This window comes from Microcoleus sp. B3-D2, assembly GCF_036705345.1.
In the GTDB taxonomy this organism is placed as follows: Bacteria; Cyanobacteriota; Cyanobacteriia; order Cyanobacteriales; family Microcoleaceae; genus Microcoleus.
Genome location: NZ_JAUBUG010000044.1, coordinates 29,483 through 48,077, shown reverse-complemented (window position 1 = coordinate 48,077; position 18,595 = coordinate 29,483). Strand labels below are relative to the sequence as shown.

The following is an 18,595-nucleotide window of genomic DNA, read 5'->3' as shown; positions in this document are numbered from 1 at the left end:
ACTTCTTGAAGAAGTCGGGATCTAATCCATCGCCCAATCCTCAGCCGCGATACTGCACCCGATAAATCCGGTTGTTCGCTTCCTCAGTAAACAGCAAACTCCCGTCAGGTAAAACCAGCAAACCAACCGGCCGCCCCCAAGTTTTCGGGCCCGACGGATCTGTGAGAAAACCCGTCAGAAAATCCTCATAGTAACCTTGAGGGCGTCCGTTCGCCGCATTAAAAGGTACAAACACGATTTTATAACCAGTTCCAGCGTTCCGGTTCCAACTGCCGCGAAACGCCACAAATGCCCCGTTGAGAAATCTTTTGGGAAACGTTTTGCCGTCGTAAAACTGAAGCCCCAAAGCCGCCGAGTGCGCCTGAAACAGCACGTCCGGCATTAATGTTTTAGCCGCTAAATCAGGTCGATCGCTATTGCCGTTTCTGGAGTGGCGCGGGTCGAGCAAATTCGGCTTAAAATAAGCGTAAGGCCAGCCGTAAAACTCGCCTTGACGAATTCTTGTGAAGTAATCCGGCACCAAATCATCTCCCAAACCGTCGCGTTCGTTGACTGTTGTGTAGAGTTGATTCGTTGTTGGGTGAAAATCCAATCCCACCGGATTTCGCAAACCGGAAGCAAAAATTTGCTGGTTCTTGCCGTCCAAATTCATCACTTGAACAGACGCCCTCGGCAGCGGCTCGACATCGGCATTAGACTGCGAGCCAACTGATACGAAAAGCTTGCTCTTGTCGGGGGAAACGACAACATTTCGCGTCCAGTGTTGGTTGTAGCCGCCGCCCGGTAAATCGGCAATTTTTTGACCGGCACCACTCAATTGTTCCTGCCCTTTTGTGTAGGGAAATCGGCGGACTTCAGCGGTATTTCCGAGGAAAAAATAGCGATCGGCAAAAGCCATGCCAAAAGGAATATTTAAACCGTTTTGGGTACTTGCAAAAGTTTTGCGAACCTCAGCAACGCCGTCGCGGTTGGCATCCCGCAACAGCGTAATCCGATTCTGCCGGGTTTCTGTTACCAAAACATCGCCTGTCGGCGTCAAAGCCAGCCATCGCGGAGCGTCTAAATTGTCAGCAAAAACGTTGACGACAAAGCCAGGAGGGACTTGCAGCACTGGCGATGCGGGAATCGGTACTACTTGAGGAGGTTTTGAGGCGCTATCGCTGGCTCCTGGCCGCGGCAAAGAAGTTGCAACAATGCGGATTGGCTGCGGCGAAAGCGGTTTGGTCGGTACAATTTGATTTGTCCCAACATTTGCCAGCGGTGCACGGGAGGGAATTTGCGACACGGGGCCGCTGTCGCCCACAGCAGGGGCGATCGCATCTGTAGCTCGATCGCACGCAATCATCGGCAACAGCAGAATTAGCAGCAAGAAACGCAGGTAATACATAGCAGCGATTTCTCAACAATTGCTGGACAATTCTATTATTCTAACTGGTATTAAACAGCTAAGCCACCGCCGGCGCGGTGGCTTAATTCGATTTACTGATACCAGTTGCAAAAAAGAATGCAACTGTAGACCTGTGATTCCAACTTTGAGCTTGATCAGTCAATCAATTTTAGATTTTAGATTTTAGATTTTAGATTGAAGAAAGCGACCCCACTGATAACTCCGAGGGCTTGCGATCCGGATTCGAGCTTTTTTCTCGCTCCACGAATGAATCACGGGGCTGGTGACCACATTGCTTTTGGTCATTCCCATCGAAAATCGAAAATCGAAAATCTAAAATGGTATAACCTAGCTCTACCAAAGTCCTCTCACAGGAGCCGGACGGGGAGCCGGAGCCGGAATTGGACGGGGAGCAGGAATCGGAGCCGGAGCCGGAGCCGGACGAGGAGCCGGACGCGGTGGCGGTTCTGGGGCCGGACGCGGTGCCGGTGCTGGGGTTGCGGGACGAGCAACCGTTGTGGCTACAACCTTATAATCGGGGATCACCGCGATATTTTGTATCTGAGATCCGGCGACGGTGGCTCTGACTTTCATTCCCGGTACGAGGCCAATAATTCTCAGGACGCATCTTTGAATCCTGAGAGTCCTGTACGGCGCGCTTTCTTCGCGAATAGTTACTACATCACCAACAATACTTTTGACAAAACCGACAATGGTTCTAGCGTTTGCTGTTGTGGTGGTTTGCGTTTGGGCTATTTGAGTTGCAGGGTTAGCCATCGCAGGATTTACTGAGACCGCCGAAATTACCACCGACAGTGTTGCACCTGTCAATAATTTGATGTTCTGAAGACGCATTGAAACCTCACATTAACTGCTATTCAGGGTCGGGTTTGCTTCCGCTGCGCGAAAGTCCCAACCTCTATACCTAATCCAGTTTAATCCCCAGAGTAGGAAATTTATGACAATCTCAAAAAAAGATTATCGAACAAGTATTGAAAGACTAAATTTTACATCATAAGTTCCCGATTTACAACAAGTTCAGCGGTTTGCATCTCTAGAGTGTTGCCGTGATATATTGAGTTTATTCGATCGACCGTAGCAGTTTTTTTCCGCCAACCTAACTGTTGCTGGGGGCAACTCTACCCAAAGACAGATTGTGCTTGCAGGATGCAGGAGCGCCATAGTTTGAATACTCGATCGCCAGTCGGTCATGGCTAAAAAATCAAATTAGTCGGAGGTATAATTTAATCATTTTCTGGCAATATTTACGCATAAAGCGGGTTTTCTCACGACATTCTCTTGCGTAAGTCCACTGAGCCACTTATAAAAACCTTGTTTTTTTCGTAGTATTATTGCCTAAGCTTTGTGTTGAGTTACAAGTTATCAGTGGTGTAATTTCAACTAACAACTGTGCAGCGCAGTTGCAGTCAAAAAGCCATCTCAAAATTTTTCTGATCGGGTGCGGTTGGCGGATAATTAGATAGGAACTTTGTAGGAACTGCTGGTGAGGAGTTTAGCGAACAAAACAATGGTGAAGAGCAAATTTTTGTTTAACAAGTTAATTGTACTGAGCTTGAGTGCAGCCGCGCTGTCGGTCGGCCTACAGCAGCAGGCGACTGCCGAAGTGGTGGCTAATTCAAGTAATAGTGCGATCGCAGCGCAGCGGCCCACATCCGAGACAAAATTGCCGAATCTCGGAACCCCAGAACTGCCGCCCCTGGGAGAACCATTTCGTTATATTCCCCAGGAACCAAAACCTGCGGTAAATCCTATTGAGGAAGTGCGTTTAGTGCTGAAATTGCGAGAACGCCGCGTCTATGTTTACCGACAAAATAAGGTGCAAGCCAGTTTCCCGGTTGCTGTGGGAAAAGGCGGGTGGGAAACTCCTACAGGCAATTTTAAAGTTATGCAAATGATCAAAGATCCAGTTTGGCAAAATCCTTGGACAGGAGAACTTATTCCTGCTGGGCCCGACAATCCATTAGGGAGTAGGTGGATGGGGTTTTGGACGGATGGCAAGAATGTGATTGGTTTTCACGGTACTCCGAATCCAGAGTCGATCGGGGGGGCGGCTTCTCACGGCTGCGTCAGAATGTTTGATAAAGACGCACAGGCTTTATTTGAGAAAGTCGCAGTTGGCACACCGGTGATAGTTGAGCATTAATTATTTGGAGGTTGGGGTGCAGAAAAACACATGAACAGGCTTTCCGGCCTGTTCCACAAAGACTTAAATTTGGTTGTGGGGTGGGCAGGAGAGCCCGCCCATGAAATACTGATTGATAATGGTGATTTTTGGTGAGTTAGAACTTACACCTTAAACTTCTGTCAGCAACAGGCTTTCCGGCCTGTTCCACAACAAAGAGTTAAATAGATTGCTGATATTTTTCCAGCAACTCCGGGATGTAATCGTAGCCGTCAACACCGATCGCCGGAATGATATTCGCTCGACTTTTAGCCAAAGATTGTTTAAAAGATTCCGCCCCCATTTGACCGCGCAAAATTGTCAACAAACCCGCCGATTGACGCCACTCCATCGCACCAATTTGTTCCAAAGTATACATCCCCAAACTGCCCGCAAATATCGCTTTTTCTAGTGAGTTGATTCTGTAATAAGCTTGAGCCAAGTAAGCCAAATTCAGACCTTGCAAATATAAATCCCCTGAGAATTGAGCCGCTTGCCAACCTTTGAGCAAATATTCGATCGCAGCTTCAGCATTTTCCAGGGCGATTTTAGCAATACCGAGACTGCTGGAACAAAAAGCTTGACTTTGGCGATCGCCCAATTTTTCCGATAGCAACAAACCTTGTTCCAAATAACCGATCGCACTCTCGTAAACCTCCGGTTCCACCTCCTCCAACTGCCGCGCTTGAAACACTTCGCTGTAACCCAAATTAGCCAGGGCATTTGCCTCGCCTTGCCTTTCTCCCGCTTGTCGTGCCATAATTAAAGCCCGCTGGCTGTAATTAATCGCTTCCTGATAATTTTTTTGAGCAACATAGTTGCGGCTGATGTGATTGAGATTGGCAACTTCGCAAGCTTTGTCTCCTTCGGTACGGGCAATTTCCAGCGCTTGCTTGTGCAACAAGATCGATCGCTCGTAGGCCCCAGCCGCCTGCATCGAATAACCCAAAAGCGTCAGAATCCGAGCTTTTGCTTGAGTGCCTTCAACTCGCCGCAGCGGTTCGTCTAAATAATCCAAAGTATGCCGCAGGGCTTTACCATCAAACGAAGCAAAAATTCCCCCGTAAAGCGGAAAATATTCTCGCTGAGAAAAAGCGCGCAAAATTTGCAAAGTTACTTGAAAACAAGCATTTGCCAACTGCTCGCCGCTCTTGGTAGAATTATTAAACCCACTAGCTAGCTGACTCCAAATTACCGCAAAAGTAATGTAAGTAGAAATTGAAGCTTTTGTTGACACTTTGGAATCGTAAACTTGCTTGTCAAACCATGTCGCCAACGCCCGCTGCAAGCACTGCAAAATAATCGCCGCTTCCACCAATATGCCTAAATCTAAATTCGATTGCTGGGCTGCGAATTGAACTACAGATTCACCGACTGCAATAGTATTCAAAAGAGCCTGGGGGAAGGGACTGTTAACTTTTTTTGCCCAAAAAGCCCAAGGCCCATTTTGTTCGGGACTCCCGGCAAATCCTAGCTGCTGCGGCTGATAAATCCAGCCCACGAGTTCCGGTTCCAACCGCTGCCAAGATTCTAAACCTTTCGCGATGCCGGCGGTGATTTGCTGCAAATCTTGTTCGGTTTCGGGATTGGCAGTTTGCAGCATTTGTTGGTGCAGAGATTTTGCCAATTGCTGCAATTGAGCCAGAGTCAGCGGATGTTCTTTATTCGGATCGATTACTTGCAATAATGCCAGGAGGCGGGCGTTAGATTCGGCAGTAACGATTTGTTGGATTGAGGATGCAATTGCGCGATCGACGCGGTTATCTTTCTGCCAGCGTTCCCATTCTCCTTGGATGGTTTTGAGAGCTCGGAGGGTGCGATTTGCCTTTGCTTGTTTGATTTCGTCTTTTTCATTTCTGACTTGATTTTCTGCGGCATCAAGGCGTTCGCCGAAACAGCGTTCAAAGATTTCGCCAGTACCAGTGCTAATGTCTTGCACCAGCATTTGATAAACTTGTTCTTTGGAGCGAATTTGACCTTTGAGGGTGATTTCGACAATTTTGTCGATTAGGGCTAGGTAGCGATCGCGCAGTGAGGTAGATTCAGGCATAAGTTATTTTTAGTTAATAAATTTTTATGGACAGCGCTTGCAGCTTGCACCATTTCATGCTGCTACTTAATTTTACAGCTCATCTGGATTAATGCCCATTGCTCGCAGTCGATCGGCTAATGGATTTGCCCGCTGACTTTCCGATTCGGCTAGCTGCCTTTCCAATTGAGCTCGCTGTCTTGCAAATTCTTCTGGAGTCCGAGCTAAATTGCCATTAACATCATACTAGCGCAGCCACAACCTCTGATGTTCCAAAAAAGAACCTTACCGCAAACCAAAACTCAACTTTATTTCCAGTATCCAGAATCGAGCACCTGTTAACACTTGTTCGCGGTAAAGGTTGTCAACTAAGCGAAATACTCTCAATTGGTTTTTGTATTTCCTAAAAAAAAGTAATAACGAATCTTCAAAATTATCTCGTAAATCTGCCACTTAGTCTGCGGTTTGTTTGGTTCCGATTCTGTCAGCCCCAAATCTTCATCTTGCCTACCTAGTGACAGAAATTAGATGCCAATTAAAGGAGTTACGGCTTCGTTCCAAATGGCGTAACTTTGGCGCAAGTCTCTGTCTCGGTAAACTCTCAAAACTTCGACAACTAAATACCAATCGGGTGTTTTGTACCACTTGGGATGATTTGATTCGTAGTACAGATTTATATCGCTACTAGAGAATACGCGAGGCTAGATAATTAGGGAGAAAGCCACTGTCTCACAACTTTTGTGATTGCCAGGGTGATATTCGTCAGGTAAGCCTGGGTGCTCCGGGTCTTCACTTGGTAGAGCGTACATCGTCGGCAGCACTTTTGTTTGCGTTGGCTGCGACTCTGGTATGTACATTTTTATACAATTATCCCTGCGAGATGTTAAGGAGATTCAGGCGGTACGGTAATTGTTACATTATAACGCGATGTGATTTTTTGTGGCAGAAATTCGGTATCCTTTGCACCGGAAATTTTTGCTAAATAATTTTTGCTAAATAACGATCGCCCACTGCTTTTATTAATAAATATTCTCACCTCGCTCTGACGGTTGGTTTGAGTTTTTTGGGGAGAGTTATAAGGTATTTTATTATGTAATGCAGGCAACATTTTTAAATGCGAACACTCAGGTTTTTGAGTCGGGTGGTACGCCTAATTCGAGCGAGAAAAGGAGATGACGACGGGCAGTAAGAAGATGTTGACATACACGAGTTATTTGTGGTATGTTAGGCTGAATAATTTATTATACATTGGTAACACAATATCTGCGACACAATTCTTGGTGGCTCTGCCAACTTTTTGGTGATCGCAGAAGGCGTTTTGGGTCAACGGTTAGACGGCTATACCCGGACTCAATTAAGACTTTGTTAGTATCTTGAGTGTTTACATCTACTGATTTTGAGGTAACAAACAATGAAAGACTTAATAATGGGTTATGCAACAAACTGTAAATTCGATGATTTCTACAGGTTCGTTGCATCAACTCGTCAGCATTGCGCTCCAGATAAAGTTGATATTGTTGTGTTTATTAATGCCTTAGGGGATGAGTTCGCAAAGGTAGCTCTAGAAAAAAATATCACCCTTATACCAGTTGAAAATGTATGGAAGTGGGTTACTAGCTCAAAAATCCTAAATCTCATCTATCACGCAAAGATGGTGGGACTGCAAGCTTTAATTAGACTAAGTTCAGGCTCTAACCCTACCTACTTAGAGGAGGATTATAGGAGTACGGTTGCCAATTGGATTCATCCACTAGCAGGTCGGTGGATTACTTACCATACATTCCTTAAGGTTAACTCCAGTTATCGAATGGTTATGACTTCAGATGTGCGTGATGTTGTTTTCCAAGCTTCTCCCTTCGAGGACTTAGACTCTAGTAAGCTTCACGTTTTTGAAGAAGCAGGTATTTATTTTGGGCCGCCCACTCCCGAAAATGTAGATAGTGAATGGGTGAATGCTGTTTATGGAAAAACAATTCTTGAAAAACTGTTGGGAAAACCTATACTCTGTGCAGGGACAGTATTAGGAGGAAACCATCTCATGATGCAATTAATTGAATTAATGGTGGTGGAGGCTCTACGCCATCGTCGTAAGCCTCTAGATCAAGCAATGTTCAATAAGGTGATTAACTATGAATTTCCCAGTAACCAAACGGTGAAACATAATTTGAAGAGTGGTGCCGTCCTCACACTGTGTGGAGATCATGAGAGATGTTGGGATATTCAGGATGACAAAGTGATGGTTGACGATCGCCTTGTTCCTGTTATACATATGTACGATCGCGATTCTCGGACTAAGGAATTATTTCTCAGCAAGATTCCAAGTCCGCAGAAGTAACCTGTAACCGGATTTGTTTAGGAATTATGTAACTGGCTTACCTTAATCGGACTCTGCGATTTTCTCGCGTCTGGCTTTAAACCCCGTGAACGGTTACATCCGTGGTGTTCTACTCGATGAAATTCTGTAATCGCTTCGGAAGTTGAGTTAAACTTCCCCGTAGAGGGAAGTTTAGCTTAAAAAGGGAAACGTTAAGAACATTCCGCTTCCGTTTTTCTATAACGCCTTGGTTTTACACTATAAATCCTGCCTTCTCTCAGACTTGGCGACGGCACACCATTCTTGAAATAACACCGATCGCCCTCAACTCCCGGCCTCATCAAAGTAAAAGCCTGACATTGTTCATCAAACACATGGATTTGTTTGCAAAGATCCGGGTCGGGTTGGCTAATGTACATATTGCTATAATCAGCGCCGATTCAGTCAGTATTTAACTCTCAATTCCACCTTGCCAACAGCCACTAACTGCGACACAACAGTTTTAGCTTCTGCACCAATCATCCCCAAAGCAGAGGCTCCACTACTAGGCACATTTGGATAGGAGTCTTTAACCAAAAGAATTAGCTGCGGCAGTGCAGTTTAAGCTTTTGCACGGATTTTATTCAAAGCAGAGGCTGCACTACTACGCACTGTTACATCTGAGTCTTGAAGCAGGGAAATTAGCTGTGACTGTGCAGTTTTAGCTTCAGCACCGAAACTTCCCAAAGCAGAGGCTGCGCTGCTACGCACTGTTACATCTGAGTCTTGAAGCAGGGGAATTAGCTGTGGCACAGCAGTTTTAGCTTCTGCACGCATCCTTGCCAAAGCATAGTCTGCACGGCTACGCACCTTTGCATCGGAGTCTTTCAGCAACAGAATTAGCTGCGGCAGTGCAGTTTTAGCTTCTGCACCCATCCTTGCCAAAGCATTGGCTGCACGGCTACGCACAGTTGCATCGGAGTCTTTCAGCAACAGAATTAGGTGTGGCACAGCAGTTTTAGCTTCTGCACCCATCCTTCCCAAAGCATAGTCAGCACGGCTACGCACAGTTGCATCGGAGTCTTTCAGCAACAGAATTAGCTGCGGCAGTGCAGTTTTAGCTTCTGCACCAACCGGCACATCTGAGTCTTTCAAGGTTTTGACAAAGGCAGGAATAGCAGGAAGAGCAATTTGTCTTAGAACCTCAGCAGCACTCTGGCCGACTGACAAATTCTGATCCTGCAAAGCTTCCATCCCATCAGGGATGGCTGGTTCACCTATTTTTCGTAACAGCTTAATAGCTGGATCAAGTGCCGTTTCATCGTTACTCTTTAACTTCTCGGTGAGGGAGGCAATCTGTTTGGGATTAGCTGTGGGTTCGTCCTTAATTCCAGCCGCAGCATTGCGAGTCAACAGCAAAGGGGATGTGAAAGATAGAAACGACAGGGCAATTACGGCAACTAATCTTTGTCGGTAGTGCTTCGTCATGGGCCAGAATCCTTGTATTTGATGAGCCGTCTCAGCCATTTGAATAATTGTGTATACATTCTCATCAAACTGTTTCAGGACTCCGGACGATCTAAATTTGTGCTTGTCTGTGGTGAAATCGATCGCCCTAAATACTGCTTAAAAAGCGCCACTTTAAGAACATTCCGCCGTCTCAGGCATAATTATAGGAATCCTTGCAGGAGTCGTAAATTTTTTACCGCACCCCAACCCTCCCCGAACCCGCTCGCTCGGGAGTAAGAAATTTACAAATGATGCGAGGATTGCTATAGATATCTTATATTCGTTCTATGATGTGTTTATGATTTCCGAACCCCTTACCCTCTCAACAAGCAATCCTGTTTTAGCAGCCAAAGGATTAACTCGTCGTTTTGGTGGTTTAATTGCTGTAAACAACGTATCTTTTACAGTTGAAAAACACGAAATTTTTGGATTAATCGGCCCTAACGGCGCGGGCAAGACAACTCTATTTAATCTAATGACTGGACTGATACCTGCTTCTAGCGGCAACCTGATTTATCAAAATGAAAATATTTCCCAATTGAAGCCTTATCAAATTGCTAATAAAGGTATTGCCAGAACTTTTCAAAATATCCGGTTGTTTGGGGAACTTTCTGCGGTGGAAAATGTGGCGATCGCCCGACACATCCACAGTCGATCGGGCAATCCAGTTTTATCGGTGCTGGCGGGGATTTTCGGCTTGCCAGCATCTAACACAATGGAACGCCAAACCCAGCGGAAAGCCTTAGAATTGTTGGATTTAGTCGGATTGGGCGATCGCGCGGGCGAACAAGCCAAAAACTTGCCCTACGGCGACCAGAGGCGCTTAGAAATTGCCCGCGCTTTAGCCTTAGAACCGCAAATACTCTTGTTAGATGAACCTGCAGCAGGGATGAATCCCAGTGAAAAGCACAAATTAAGCGAATTTATCCGAGAAGTACGCCAACAATTCAATTTAACTGTAATATTGATCGAGCATCATGTACCGCTAGTTATGGGGTTGTGCGATCGAATTGCCGTCTTGCATTTCGGTCAGCTTATTGCTTTGGGAGAACCTGCTGTTGTGAGGAATGACCCGGCGGTGATTGAGGCTTATTTGGGAGATGAAACGTAGAAATTGTAAATGTTTCCCCGGCTCTGGCAGGGAAGCGACATCTACAGGCTCCGCCTCGTTTGGTAACATAAAAAATCGAGGCCGAGCCTCTGGTTCTGCGTTACCAGACCGAGCGGGGAAACGAGTAAGATTAATAGTTATTGTTAAATGTATCTCCCAGTCCTCTTAAGAGGAATTCAGCTATGAGCCAGGGGTTGAAACCTCTGGCGGACTCGCGGACTAACCGACTAGCGAACTGCGGGAAAAGAGAGAAAATTTTATCAACAATCAAGTCACACAAAATGCAACACAGCTCACCCAAAACCACCCAAAACATCCTCTTAGAACTCAAAAATGTTTCTGTAAGTTATGGGGGAATTCAAGCCCTACAAAATATTAATCTCACGATTAATGCAGGCGAGGTTGTCAGTCTCATCGGTGCCAACGGTGCGGGCAAAAGTACCACCCTGAGAGCGATTTCTAAAATAGTTAATTTGCGGCAAGGACAAATTATTTATAGCGGGCGCGATATTAGCCGCCGCCAAGCTCACGAAGTTGTGAAATTGGGAATCGCCCACAGTCCAGAAGGGCGGAGGGTTTTGGCGCAGCAAACGGTGTTGAGTAACTTGGAATTGGGGGCCTATATTCGATCGGACTCGGCGGCAGTAAAAGCCGATTTAGAGCGCCAATTTGAGATATTTCCGCGCCTAGCAGAAAGGCGCCGCCAGCTAGCAGGAACTCTCAGCGGCGGGGAACAGCAAATGCTGGCGATCGCCCGCGCTCTGATGAGTCGCCCGAAACTGCTATTATTAGACGAGCCTAGTTTAGGCTTAGCACCTGCGATCGTCAAAGAAATTTTTGCAATTATTCAAAACCTGCGCTCAACAGGCGTTACAATCCTCTTAGTCGAACAAAACGCCAGTTTAGCACTGCAAATTGCCGATCGGGGTTACGTACTAGAAGCTGGTAATATTACCCTCACAGGTATTGGAACGGATTTGCTAAACGACGAGCGAGTCAGGAGCGCATATTTAGGATGAGTTGGTTAATTTTGGGAATTTTGACCGCTTTTTTTGAAGCTGTCAAAGACGTTTTTGGCAAACAAAACCTCAAAAAAAGTGACGAATATGTCGTCGCTTGGTCTCTCTCATTTTTTTCAGTCATCTGTTTGCTTCCCTGGGTATTATATACAGGAATTCCGCCATTAAACTCTCAATTTTGGCTCGCCCTATTAATCGGAGGTAGCATCAACGCTGTCACAGCCCTCCTCTACATCAAAGCCATCAAACTATCAGATTTATCCCTGACACTACCGATGGTAGCTTTGACACCCTTATTCATGTTGGTAACTTCACCGTTAATTGTCGGTGAATATCCCAATTTTTTTGATTATATTGGCATTTTACTAATCGTAGCCGGCTCTTATTTATTAAATATAAAAGAGAAATCTAAAGGATCTTTAGCCCCATTCAAAGCACTGCTGGATGAACCCGGACCCAAGTTGATGTTAATCGTCGCAGTACTATGGAGTATTGCCGCAAATTTTGACAAAATAGGAGTTACAAATTCCAACCCTATTTTTTGGGTATTCTCTTTGTTTGGTACCATGAGTGTTTTGCTACTGCCAGTTTTATTGCACAAAACCCCAAATCCAGGGCGACAAATTTTCAAACAATTACCAATGCTAGCAGCTATGGGGTTTATCAATGCTATTGGAATAATTTTTCAAATGCAAGCTTTGACATTAGCTTTCGTAGTGCAAGTGATTGCGATTAAGCGTACTAGCGTGTTAATGGGTGTATTGTTCGGTCATTTCCTTTTTAAGGAAAAAGATATTCAACAAAGATTCTTAGGGGCGGGAATCATGATTTTGGGAGTTTTATTTATCAGTTTATAGGTAGAGATTTCGGGGACTTTGACGCTCGTTCTCTCGCCGAATGTAGGGGCGGTGCCCCCGTGCTCGCCCTCTCTCGGTTGGGCGGGGATGTCTGGGTGGGAAACAAGCCCGCGCCTCTATTGATGTATAAGTCATGTTATACTCAAGGCGATCGCACTTTTTCTCACTATTTATTAAGATAAAAAAAATTAATGCACAAAATAGCCGCCACACCCGGAGGTTGGAACCCTCAAGCAGAAGGAGTAATTTTTATTCAGCAAACCCCAGCACCAATAGTATTTATTAGTGCTGCTGACACCGACATTCAAACTCTCGCAGCCGCCGCATCCAAAATGCCGGCAGCATTCCCCAAAGTGCGCGCAGTAAACCTGCTTCAATTGCAGCAACAACTAACCATTGATACTTATGCCGAGGAAGTTTTAGAACGTGCAGAGGTCATAATCTTAAGACTGTTAGGAGGGCGTTCTTATTGGTCTTACGGGTTAGAAATCCTGCGAGAAACTGTGCAAAAAACTAACGCCTCACTGATTGTAATGCCGGGAGAAGACAGTCCCGATCCCGATTTAATCAGCCATTCCAATGTATCGCTGTCAGCAGTCAATCAACTTTGGCGCTATTTCACAGAAGGTGGAGTCCAAAACTTTGTTAATGCACTAAAATTTGCCGCCGATACTTGCTTGAAAACTGCTTATAATCCGCCTCTACCTCAAACAGTTTCCCGCGTCGGAATTTATGAATGGGGCGGAGAAGCGGGGGCGTGTTTTGCAACTTTACAACCAGATTCTGATCCCCCTAAATCCCCCTTAAGAAGGGGGACTTTGACAACTTCTTGCTCCCCCCTTATTAAGGGGGGCTGGGGGGGAGATCCGGGTTTAAACACACACCCTAAAGAAGACTCCCTCCTTACTAAGGGTGACACTTCTTGCTCCCCCCTTAAGAAGGGGGGCTGGGGGGGAGAGCCGGGTTTGGAAACACGCCCTAAAGGGGACGGCGAGGGCGGGCACGGGGGCACCGCCCCTACGGTCGGAATTTTATTTTATCGTGCTCATTACTTATCAGGAAACTTAGCACCAATTGATGCACTTTGTCAAGCTCTAGCAGAGCGAAACTTAGTACCGGTTCCCGTCTTTGTGTCGTCTCTGCGGGAACCGGATTTGCAAATAGAATTGCTGGAATATTTCCAGCCCAAAGAATCAGAACCCATTCAATTATTGCTCAACACCACAAGTTTTGCAGTCTCGGGTTTCAGCAGTCAAGAACCGGCACAAAACAGCTTAAAATCCTTAGACGTTCCCGTATTGCAAGCAATCTTCAGCGGTGGCGGTTTGGAACAGTGGGAAACGGAACTTCAGGGACTTTCGCCCCGCGATGTGGCGATGAATGTAGCATTGCCGGAAGTAGACGGAAAAATCATTACTAGGGCTGTTTCTTTTAAAGCCGTACAGACTTGGAACAGCGAATTAGAAACAGATGTAGTAGGCTATGTAGCAGCGGGCGATCGCATTTCATTTGTAGCAGATTTAACCGCGAATTGGGTGAAGATGAAACAAACCCCAGCCGCCAACAGACGCATCGCCCTAATTTTAGCAAATTACCCTACCCGCAACGCCCGCTTAGCCAACGGTGTCGGCTTAGATACGCCCGCTAGCTGTGTCGAAATCCTCAAAGCTATGCAGCAAGCTGGCTATCAAATTGAAAACATCCCCGCTAGCGGCAACGAGTTAATTGAACTCCTGACTTCTGGTGTGACAAATGACCCGGAAGGACGCGAATTGCGGCCTGTTCATCAATCTTTGGATTTGGCAGAATATAAAGAATATTTTGCTAGTTTGCCACAGGAAGTACAGGAGGGAATTTGTAAAAGATGGGGGCTTCCGGGAAGCTATGCACAAGATTTTATAAGTAACAATACGTCTTTTCCGATTCCGGGAATTCAGTTCGGTAATGTATTTGTAGGAATTCAACCATCGCGGGGATACGAACTTGACCCCGCATTAAATTATCACGCACCAGACTTAGAACCAACTCACAATTATCTAGCTTACTATTATTGGCTGCGAGAAAAGTTGGGAATTGACGCTATAATTCATGCCGGAAAACACGGCAATTTAGAATGGCTTCCCGGTAAAAGTATAGCATTGTCTAACAAATGTTATCCAGAAGTAGCATTAGGCGCAATGCCGAATTTTTATCCCTTCATTGTCAACGATCCGGGGGAAGGTTCCCAAGCAAAAAGACGATCGCAAGCCGTGATAATCGACCACCTGACACCGCCGATGACTCGCGCCGAACTCTACGGGCCTCTGCAGCAGTTGGAAACCTTAATCGACGAGTATTGCGAAGCCCAAAGTTTAGATCCGTCCAGATTGCCCATGATTCGCGATCGCATTCTCGCCCTCACCAACAAAGAAAACTTAGATAAAGACTTAGGAATACAACTAAATAAATCGGAATTTACAGAATTTATCACTCGTACAGACGGGTATCTTTGCGAACTCAAAGAATCCCAAATCCGCGACGGATTGCACATTTTCGGTCAGTGTCCCGAAGGTAGACAGTTGAGAGATTTGATAATTGCGATCGCCCGCCATCCCACCAACGGGCGATCGGGCATAACCCGCGCCCTAGCAGAAGACTCAGGCTACGATTTCGACCCCTTAACCTGCGATCCAACGTCGATAATTCAGCACCGCACAGCAGGCGATTTAACAGCCGAACTCGAAGAAAAAGCCGCTGAATTAGTAGATAATTTAATCGAAAACATCCGCATTAATCCGCGTTCATCTGCGGTTATAAATTCCCAAACAGGAGAAGCAACCAAACACGAATTAGACTGGATAAATAACTATCTTTTACCTTCACTCCTCCAAACAAACCAAGAAATTACCAACCTTTTGCGCGGACTAGATGGGCGGCACATACCAAGCGGCGCATCCGGCGCGCCCACTCGCGGCAGACCAGATGTATTGCCCACCGGTCGCAATTTTTACTCAGTAGATATCCGCGCCATTCCCACAGAAACCGCCTGGAGAGTTGGCAGAGTTGCTGCTGAAACTTTAATCGAAAGATACACCCAAGAAAACGGCGAATATCCGAAAACTTTGGGTTTGTCAGTGTGGGGAACATCCACTATGCGGACGGGGGGAGACGACATCGCCGAAGCCTTGGCGCTGATAGGAGTTCAACCAGTTTGGGATGGCCCTTCGCGCCGGGTTGTAGATTTTGAAATCTTGCCAGTTTCTGTTTTGGGGCGGCCGCGCGTTGATGTTACTTTGCGAATTTCTGGCTTTTTCCGCGATGCTTTTTTTAATTTAATTGATTTGTTTGACAGTGCGGTAAAAGCTGTGGCAGATTTAGAGGAATCGGCAGAAAACAATCCTTTAGCAGCCCAAGTTAAGGAAGAGATTTTGTATTGGGAATCTACAGGTTTGAGTCAGGAAGAGGCGCAAGGGCGATCGCAATTTCGAGTCTTTGGCTCAAAACCGGGTGCTTACGGCGCAGGACTTCAAGGCATCATTGAAGCTCAAAACTGGACAGACGACAGCGATTTAGCAAAAGCTTACATTAATTGGAGCAGTTACGCCTATACAAGTACCCCCCCAACCCCCCCTTATCAAGGGGGGGCTAAATCTAATTCCTCTCTTTTACAACCAGAGAATACCCCCCCAACCCCCCCTTACCAAGGCGGGGCTAATTCCAACTCTTGTCCCCCCCCTTTACAAGGGGGGGTTAGGGGGGGTGAATGGGGATGTTCTGCACCCGAAGCATTTGAAAAACGCCTCGGCCAAATGCAAATAGTTCTGCAAAACCAAGACAACCGCGAACACGACATCCTCGACTCGGATGATTATTATCAATTCCAAGGCGGAATGACTGCCGCAATTCGCAATTTGCAAGGCAAAAATCCTGAAACCTATTTCGGAGACAATTCAATTCCAGAAAATCCGAAAGTGCGGCAACTGCGGGAGGAAATTGCGCGGGTTTATCGCAGTAGGGCTGTGAATCCCAAATGGATAGAAGGTGCCATGCGACACGGTTACAAAGGTGCTTTTGAAATTGCAGCAACTGTTGATTTTTTGTTTGCTTACGATGCTACGGCAAATTGTGTAGAGGATTTTATGTATGAAGGAATCGCAGAGGCTTACATTTTTGATGAGAAAGTGCAGACATTTATTCAAGAAAACAATCCTTGGGCACTGCGAGATATGGCGGAAAGATTGCTAGAAGCTCGTCAGCGGGGGTTATGGCAGAGTGCGAACCAGGATACATTGGATAAATTGAGGTCGATCGCCCTTGAAGCCGAAGCAGTCATCGAATCCCATACTGGTTTCTAGTCTGAACGGAGAAATGATAGAATATAGTTAATATGCGAGGAATCCATGTTGCGCGATCTCACCATCCAAAATTATCGCTGTTTTAAAGATTTTCATATAGACAAGCTAGCTAGAGTTAATCTGATAGTCGGTCAGAACAATAGCGGTAAAACTACTTTTTTGGAAGCCATTTATTTATTAGTACACCAACAGAATATTCAAGCTGTATTTGATGTGCTAAGTAGCCGCGGGGAACAGAGCAAGATACAGACTCAACTTGCTTCTGGTCAAGCAGTAAACCGCAGCAAGTATCAATTTGAACATATTTTTTACGGACATCAACTAACTCCAGATCTAAGCATTTACATTCAATCTCAGAAAGAAGAACTACTCTCATTCAAAATACAAGCAAACCCTACAAACCAACAGGTATTAATTCCGGTAGCTGAAGAACTTGAAACAAGTTTTTTGTCAGGAGAGTTAATTGTTTGCTACAATCACAATGCCACAGTCAAAATTTCACTGCTGCGCGATGGTTCTATTGCTGATTTAGTTTCTTCTAAATTGACCGAGAGAAATAATAACTATTTATCGCTTGTCGGTTCCAGTCAAGATAATTTTAATTTACTCAAAACTACTGCGATAGCTTTTAACGATATGGCTGTGTTTTGGGATGCTATTACACTGACACCAAAAGAAGAAAGCGTAGTAGCAGCGCTGCAAATCTTAGAACCCGATGTAGAACGTATCAGTTTTACCAGCAATCCCACTACTGATAGCGGTATTTTGATTAAAATTAGAGGACAAAATCACCCAATTCCTCTTGGCAGTATGGGAGATGGTATGGGACGAATTCTTAGTATAGCAATGGCAGCCGTATCATCAGAGAATGGGTTTTTGTGGGTTGATGAAATTGATACAGGTCTTTACTATCAAACGCAAACTGATATGTGGCGATTGATATTTGAAACAGCACAGCGATTGAACGTTCAAGTCTTTGCAACTACCCACAGTTGGGACTGCATAGCCGCATTTCAAGAAGCCTTAGAACAGTCAGAAGATAGTTCTGTTGGCAAATTATTTCGCTTGAGCCGGCGCGGCGAGGATATTCGTGCAGTTGAATACACTCCCGATGAATTGTCCGTTGCAGTGCGCCAAAGTATCGAGGTGCGCTGATGCCAAAAGCACGAAAACCTCCTCAACCAAAACCTCAACAGTTATTGGTAGAAGGTAAGAATGACCGACACGTCATCTGGGCTTTGTGCCAGCAATATCAACTGCCAGAAACATTTTCCGTCGAAGTGCCGCAAGAAGACGGTACAGAAGGAATTGAAGCGCTGCTAAATGGCTTGCCCGAAAGATTGAAAGCAGAGAATTTACGCACGTTGGGAATTGTGGTTGATGCCGATCGCAATTTAAGTGGGCGGTGGCAATCTCTTAAACATAAACTGAGTTCGATCGGCTATCGAGACATCCCCCAATCTCCCCCTCCCGAAGGCTGGGTTTGCACACCTTCAGATCCATACTTGCCTCGCGTCGGAGTTTGGTTGATGCCAAACAATCAACTTCCTGGAATGTTAGAAGATTTTGTCGCCTATCTCATCCCCCCTGGCGACACCCTGCATCCGAAAGCCGAAGCAATTTTACAAGAGCTCGAACAAGCCGGACTTCACCGCTACACTTTAATTCATCATCCCAAAGCGCTAATCCACACTTGGCTGGCATGGCAGAAAACGCCTGCAATGCCGATGGGACAAGCAATAACAGCGCAGGTGCTTAGCTGCGATTCCCCGATCGCCTTAATTTTTATTGAATGGTTAAAACATCTGTTTGAGCTAACTGCTCGATCCGCCGGATAATTAGTAAGATCTAGTAATATTTCGCGCTCGCTGAAA

General features: G+C 45.7%; 13 protein-coding genes. 8 read left to right on the top strand and 5 right to left on the bottom strand.

Features of this window, described 5'->3' with window-relative positions; genetic code table 11:
* Window positions 1–40: 40 nt before the first annotated feature.
* Both QUB14_RS17550 and QUB14_RS17545 read right to left on the bottom strand, forming a co-directional pair.
* The gene (locus tag QUB14_RS17550) at window positions 41–1,387 is read right to left on the bottom strand and encodes a sorbosone dehydrogenase family protein (RefSeq protein WP_333218342.1); all 1,347 of its coding nucleotides are present in this window, start codon (window positions 1,385–1,387) and stop codon (window positions 41–43) included.
* A 354-nt stretch (window positions 1,388–1,741) separates the two neighbouring features.
* On the bottom strand, window positions 1,742–2,242 hold the full coding sequence (locus QUB14_RS17545; protein WP_190657036.1) for an autotransporter: 501 nt from the start codon (window positions 2,240–2,242) through the stop codon (window positions 1,742–1,744).
* 673 nt (window positions 2,243–2,915) lie between these two features.
* Here QUB14_RS17545 and QUB14_RS17540 point away from each other — a divergent pair.
* Window positions 2,916–3,551 carry a L,D-transpeptidase gene (locus QUB14_RS17540; protein WP_039887571.1) on the top strand — a complete coding sequence of 212 codons (636 nt, stop codon included), beginning with the start codon at window positions 2,916–2,918 and terminating at the stop codon, window positions 3,549–3,551.
* A gap of 199 nt (window positions 3,552–3,750) precedes the next feature.
* Here the strand turns inward: QUB14_RS17540 and QUB14_RS17535 are convergent, their stop codons facing one another.
* Complete coding sequence (locus tag QUB14_RS17535; protein WP_333218343.1) at window positions 3,751–5,619, bottom strand: tetratricopeptide repeat protein; 1,869 nt, start codon at window positions 5,617–5,619, stop codon at window positions 3,751–3,753.
* A 1,390-nt stretch (window positions 5,620–7,009) separates the two neighbouring features.
* Here QUB14_RS17535 and QUB14_RS17530 point away from each other — a divergent pair.
* Entirely contained in the window at window positions 7,010–7,933 is a 924-nt protein-coding gene (locus QUB14_RS17530; RefSeq protein ID WP_333218344.1) for a hypothetical protein, read from the top strand.
* Between the two features lie 423 nt (window positions 7,934–8,356).
* Here QUB14_RS17530 and QUB14_RS17525 read toward each other — a convergent pair whose 3' ends face one another.
* The gene (locus QUB14_RS17525; protein ID WP_333218345.1) at window positions 8,357–8,488 is read right to left on the bottom strand and encodes a hypothetical protein; all 132 of its coding nucleotides are present in this window, start codon (window positions 8,486–8,488) and stop codon (window positions 8,357–8,359) included.
* A gap of 24 nt (window positions 8,489–8,512) precedes the next feature.
* The gene (locus tag QUB14_RS17520) at window positions 8,513–9,379 is read right to left on the bottom strand and encodes a HEAT repeat domain-containing protein (protein WP_333218346.1); all 867 of its coding nucleotides are present in this window, start codon (window positions 9,377–9,379) and stop codon (window positions 8,513–8,515) included.
* 319 nt (window positions 9,380–9,698) lie between these two features.
* On the opposite strand from QUB14_RS17520, the gene QUB14_RS17515 reads away from it, so the two are divergent.
* The 6 genes from QUB14_RS17515 (at window position 9,699) to QUB14_RS17490 (ending at window position 18,559) form a co-directional block, all read left to right on the top strand.
* Window positions 9,699–10,511, top strand: coding sequence for an ABC transporter ATP-binding protein (locus QUB14_RS17515; RefSeq protein ID WP_333218347.1), 813 nt, complete (start codon window positions 9,699–9,701; stop codon window positions 10,509–10,511).
* A 281-nt stretch (window positions 10,512–10,792) separates the two neighbouring features.
* On the top strand, window positions 10,793–11,530 hold the full coding sequence (locus QUB14_RS17510) for an ABC transporter ATP-binding protein (RefSeq protein ID WP_333218348.1): 738 nt from the start codon (window positions 10,793–10,795) through the stop codon (window positions 11,528–11,530).
* On the top strand, window positions 11,527–12,387 hold the full coding sequence (locus QUB14_RS17505) for an EamA family transporter (RefSeq protein ID WP_333218349.1): 861 nt from the start codon (window positions 11,527–11,529) through the stop codon (window positions 12,385–12,387). Before QUB14_RS17510 ends, QUB14_RS17505 begins: the two co-directional genes overlap by 4 nt.
* Window positions 12,388–12,578: 191 nt before the next feature.
* Window positions 12,579–16,721: a cobaltochelatase subunit CobN gene (gene cobN, locus QUB14_RS17500; protein ID WP_333218350.1), complete on the top strand. Its 4,143-nt coding sequence runs from the start codon at window positions 12,579–12,581 to the stop codon at window positions 16,719–16,721.
* Between the two features lie 45 nt (window positions 16,722–16,766).
* Window positions 16,767–17,876: an AAA family ATPase gene (locus QUB14_RS17495; protein ID WP_333218351.1), complete on the top strand. Its 1,110-nt coding sequence runs from the start codon at window positions 16,767–16,769 to the stop codon at window positions 17,874–17,876.
* Window positions 17,876–18,559, top strand: coding sequence for a DUF3226 domain-containing protein (locus tag QUB14_RS17490; protein ID WP_333218352.1), 684 nt, complete (start codon window positions 17,876–17,878; stop codon window positions 18,557–18,559). Before QUB14_RS17495 ends, QUB14_RS17490 begins: the two co-directional genes overlap by 1 nt.
* Window positions 18,560–18,595 lie beyond the last annotated feature (36 nt).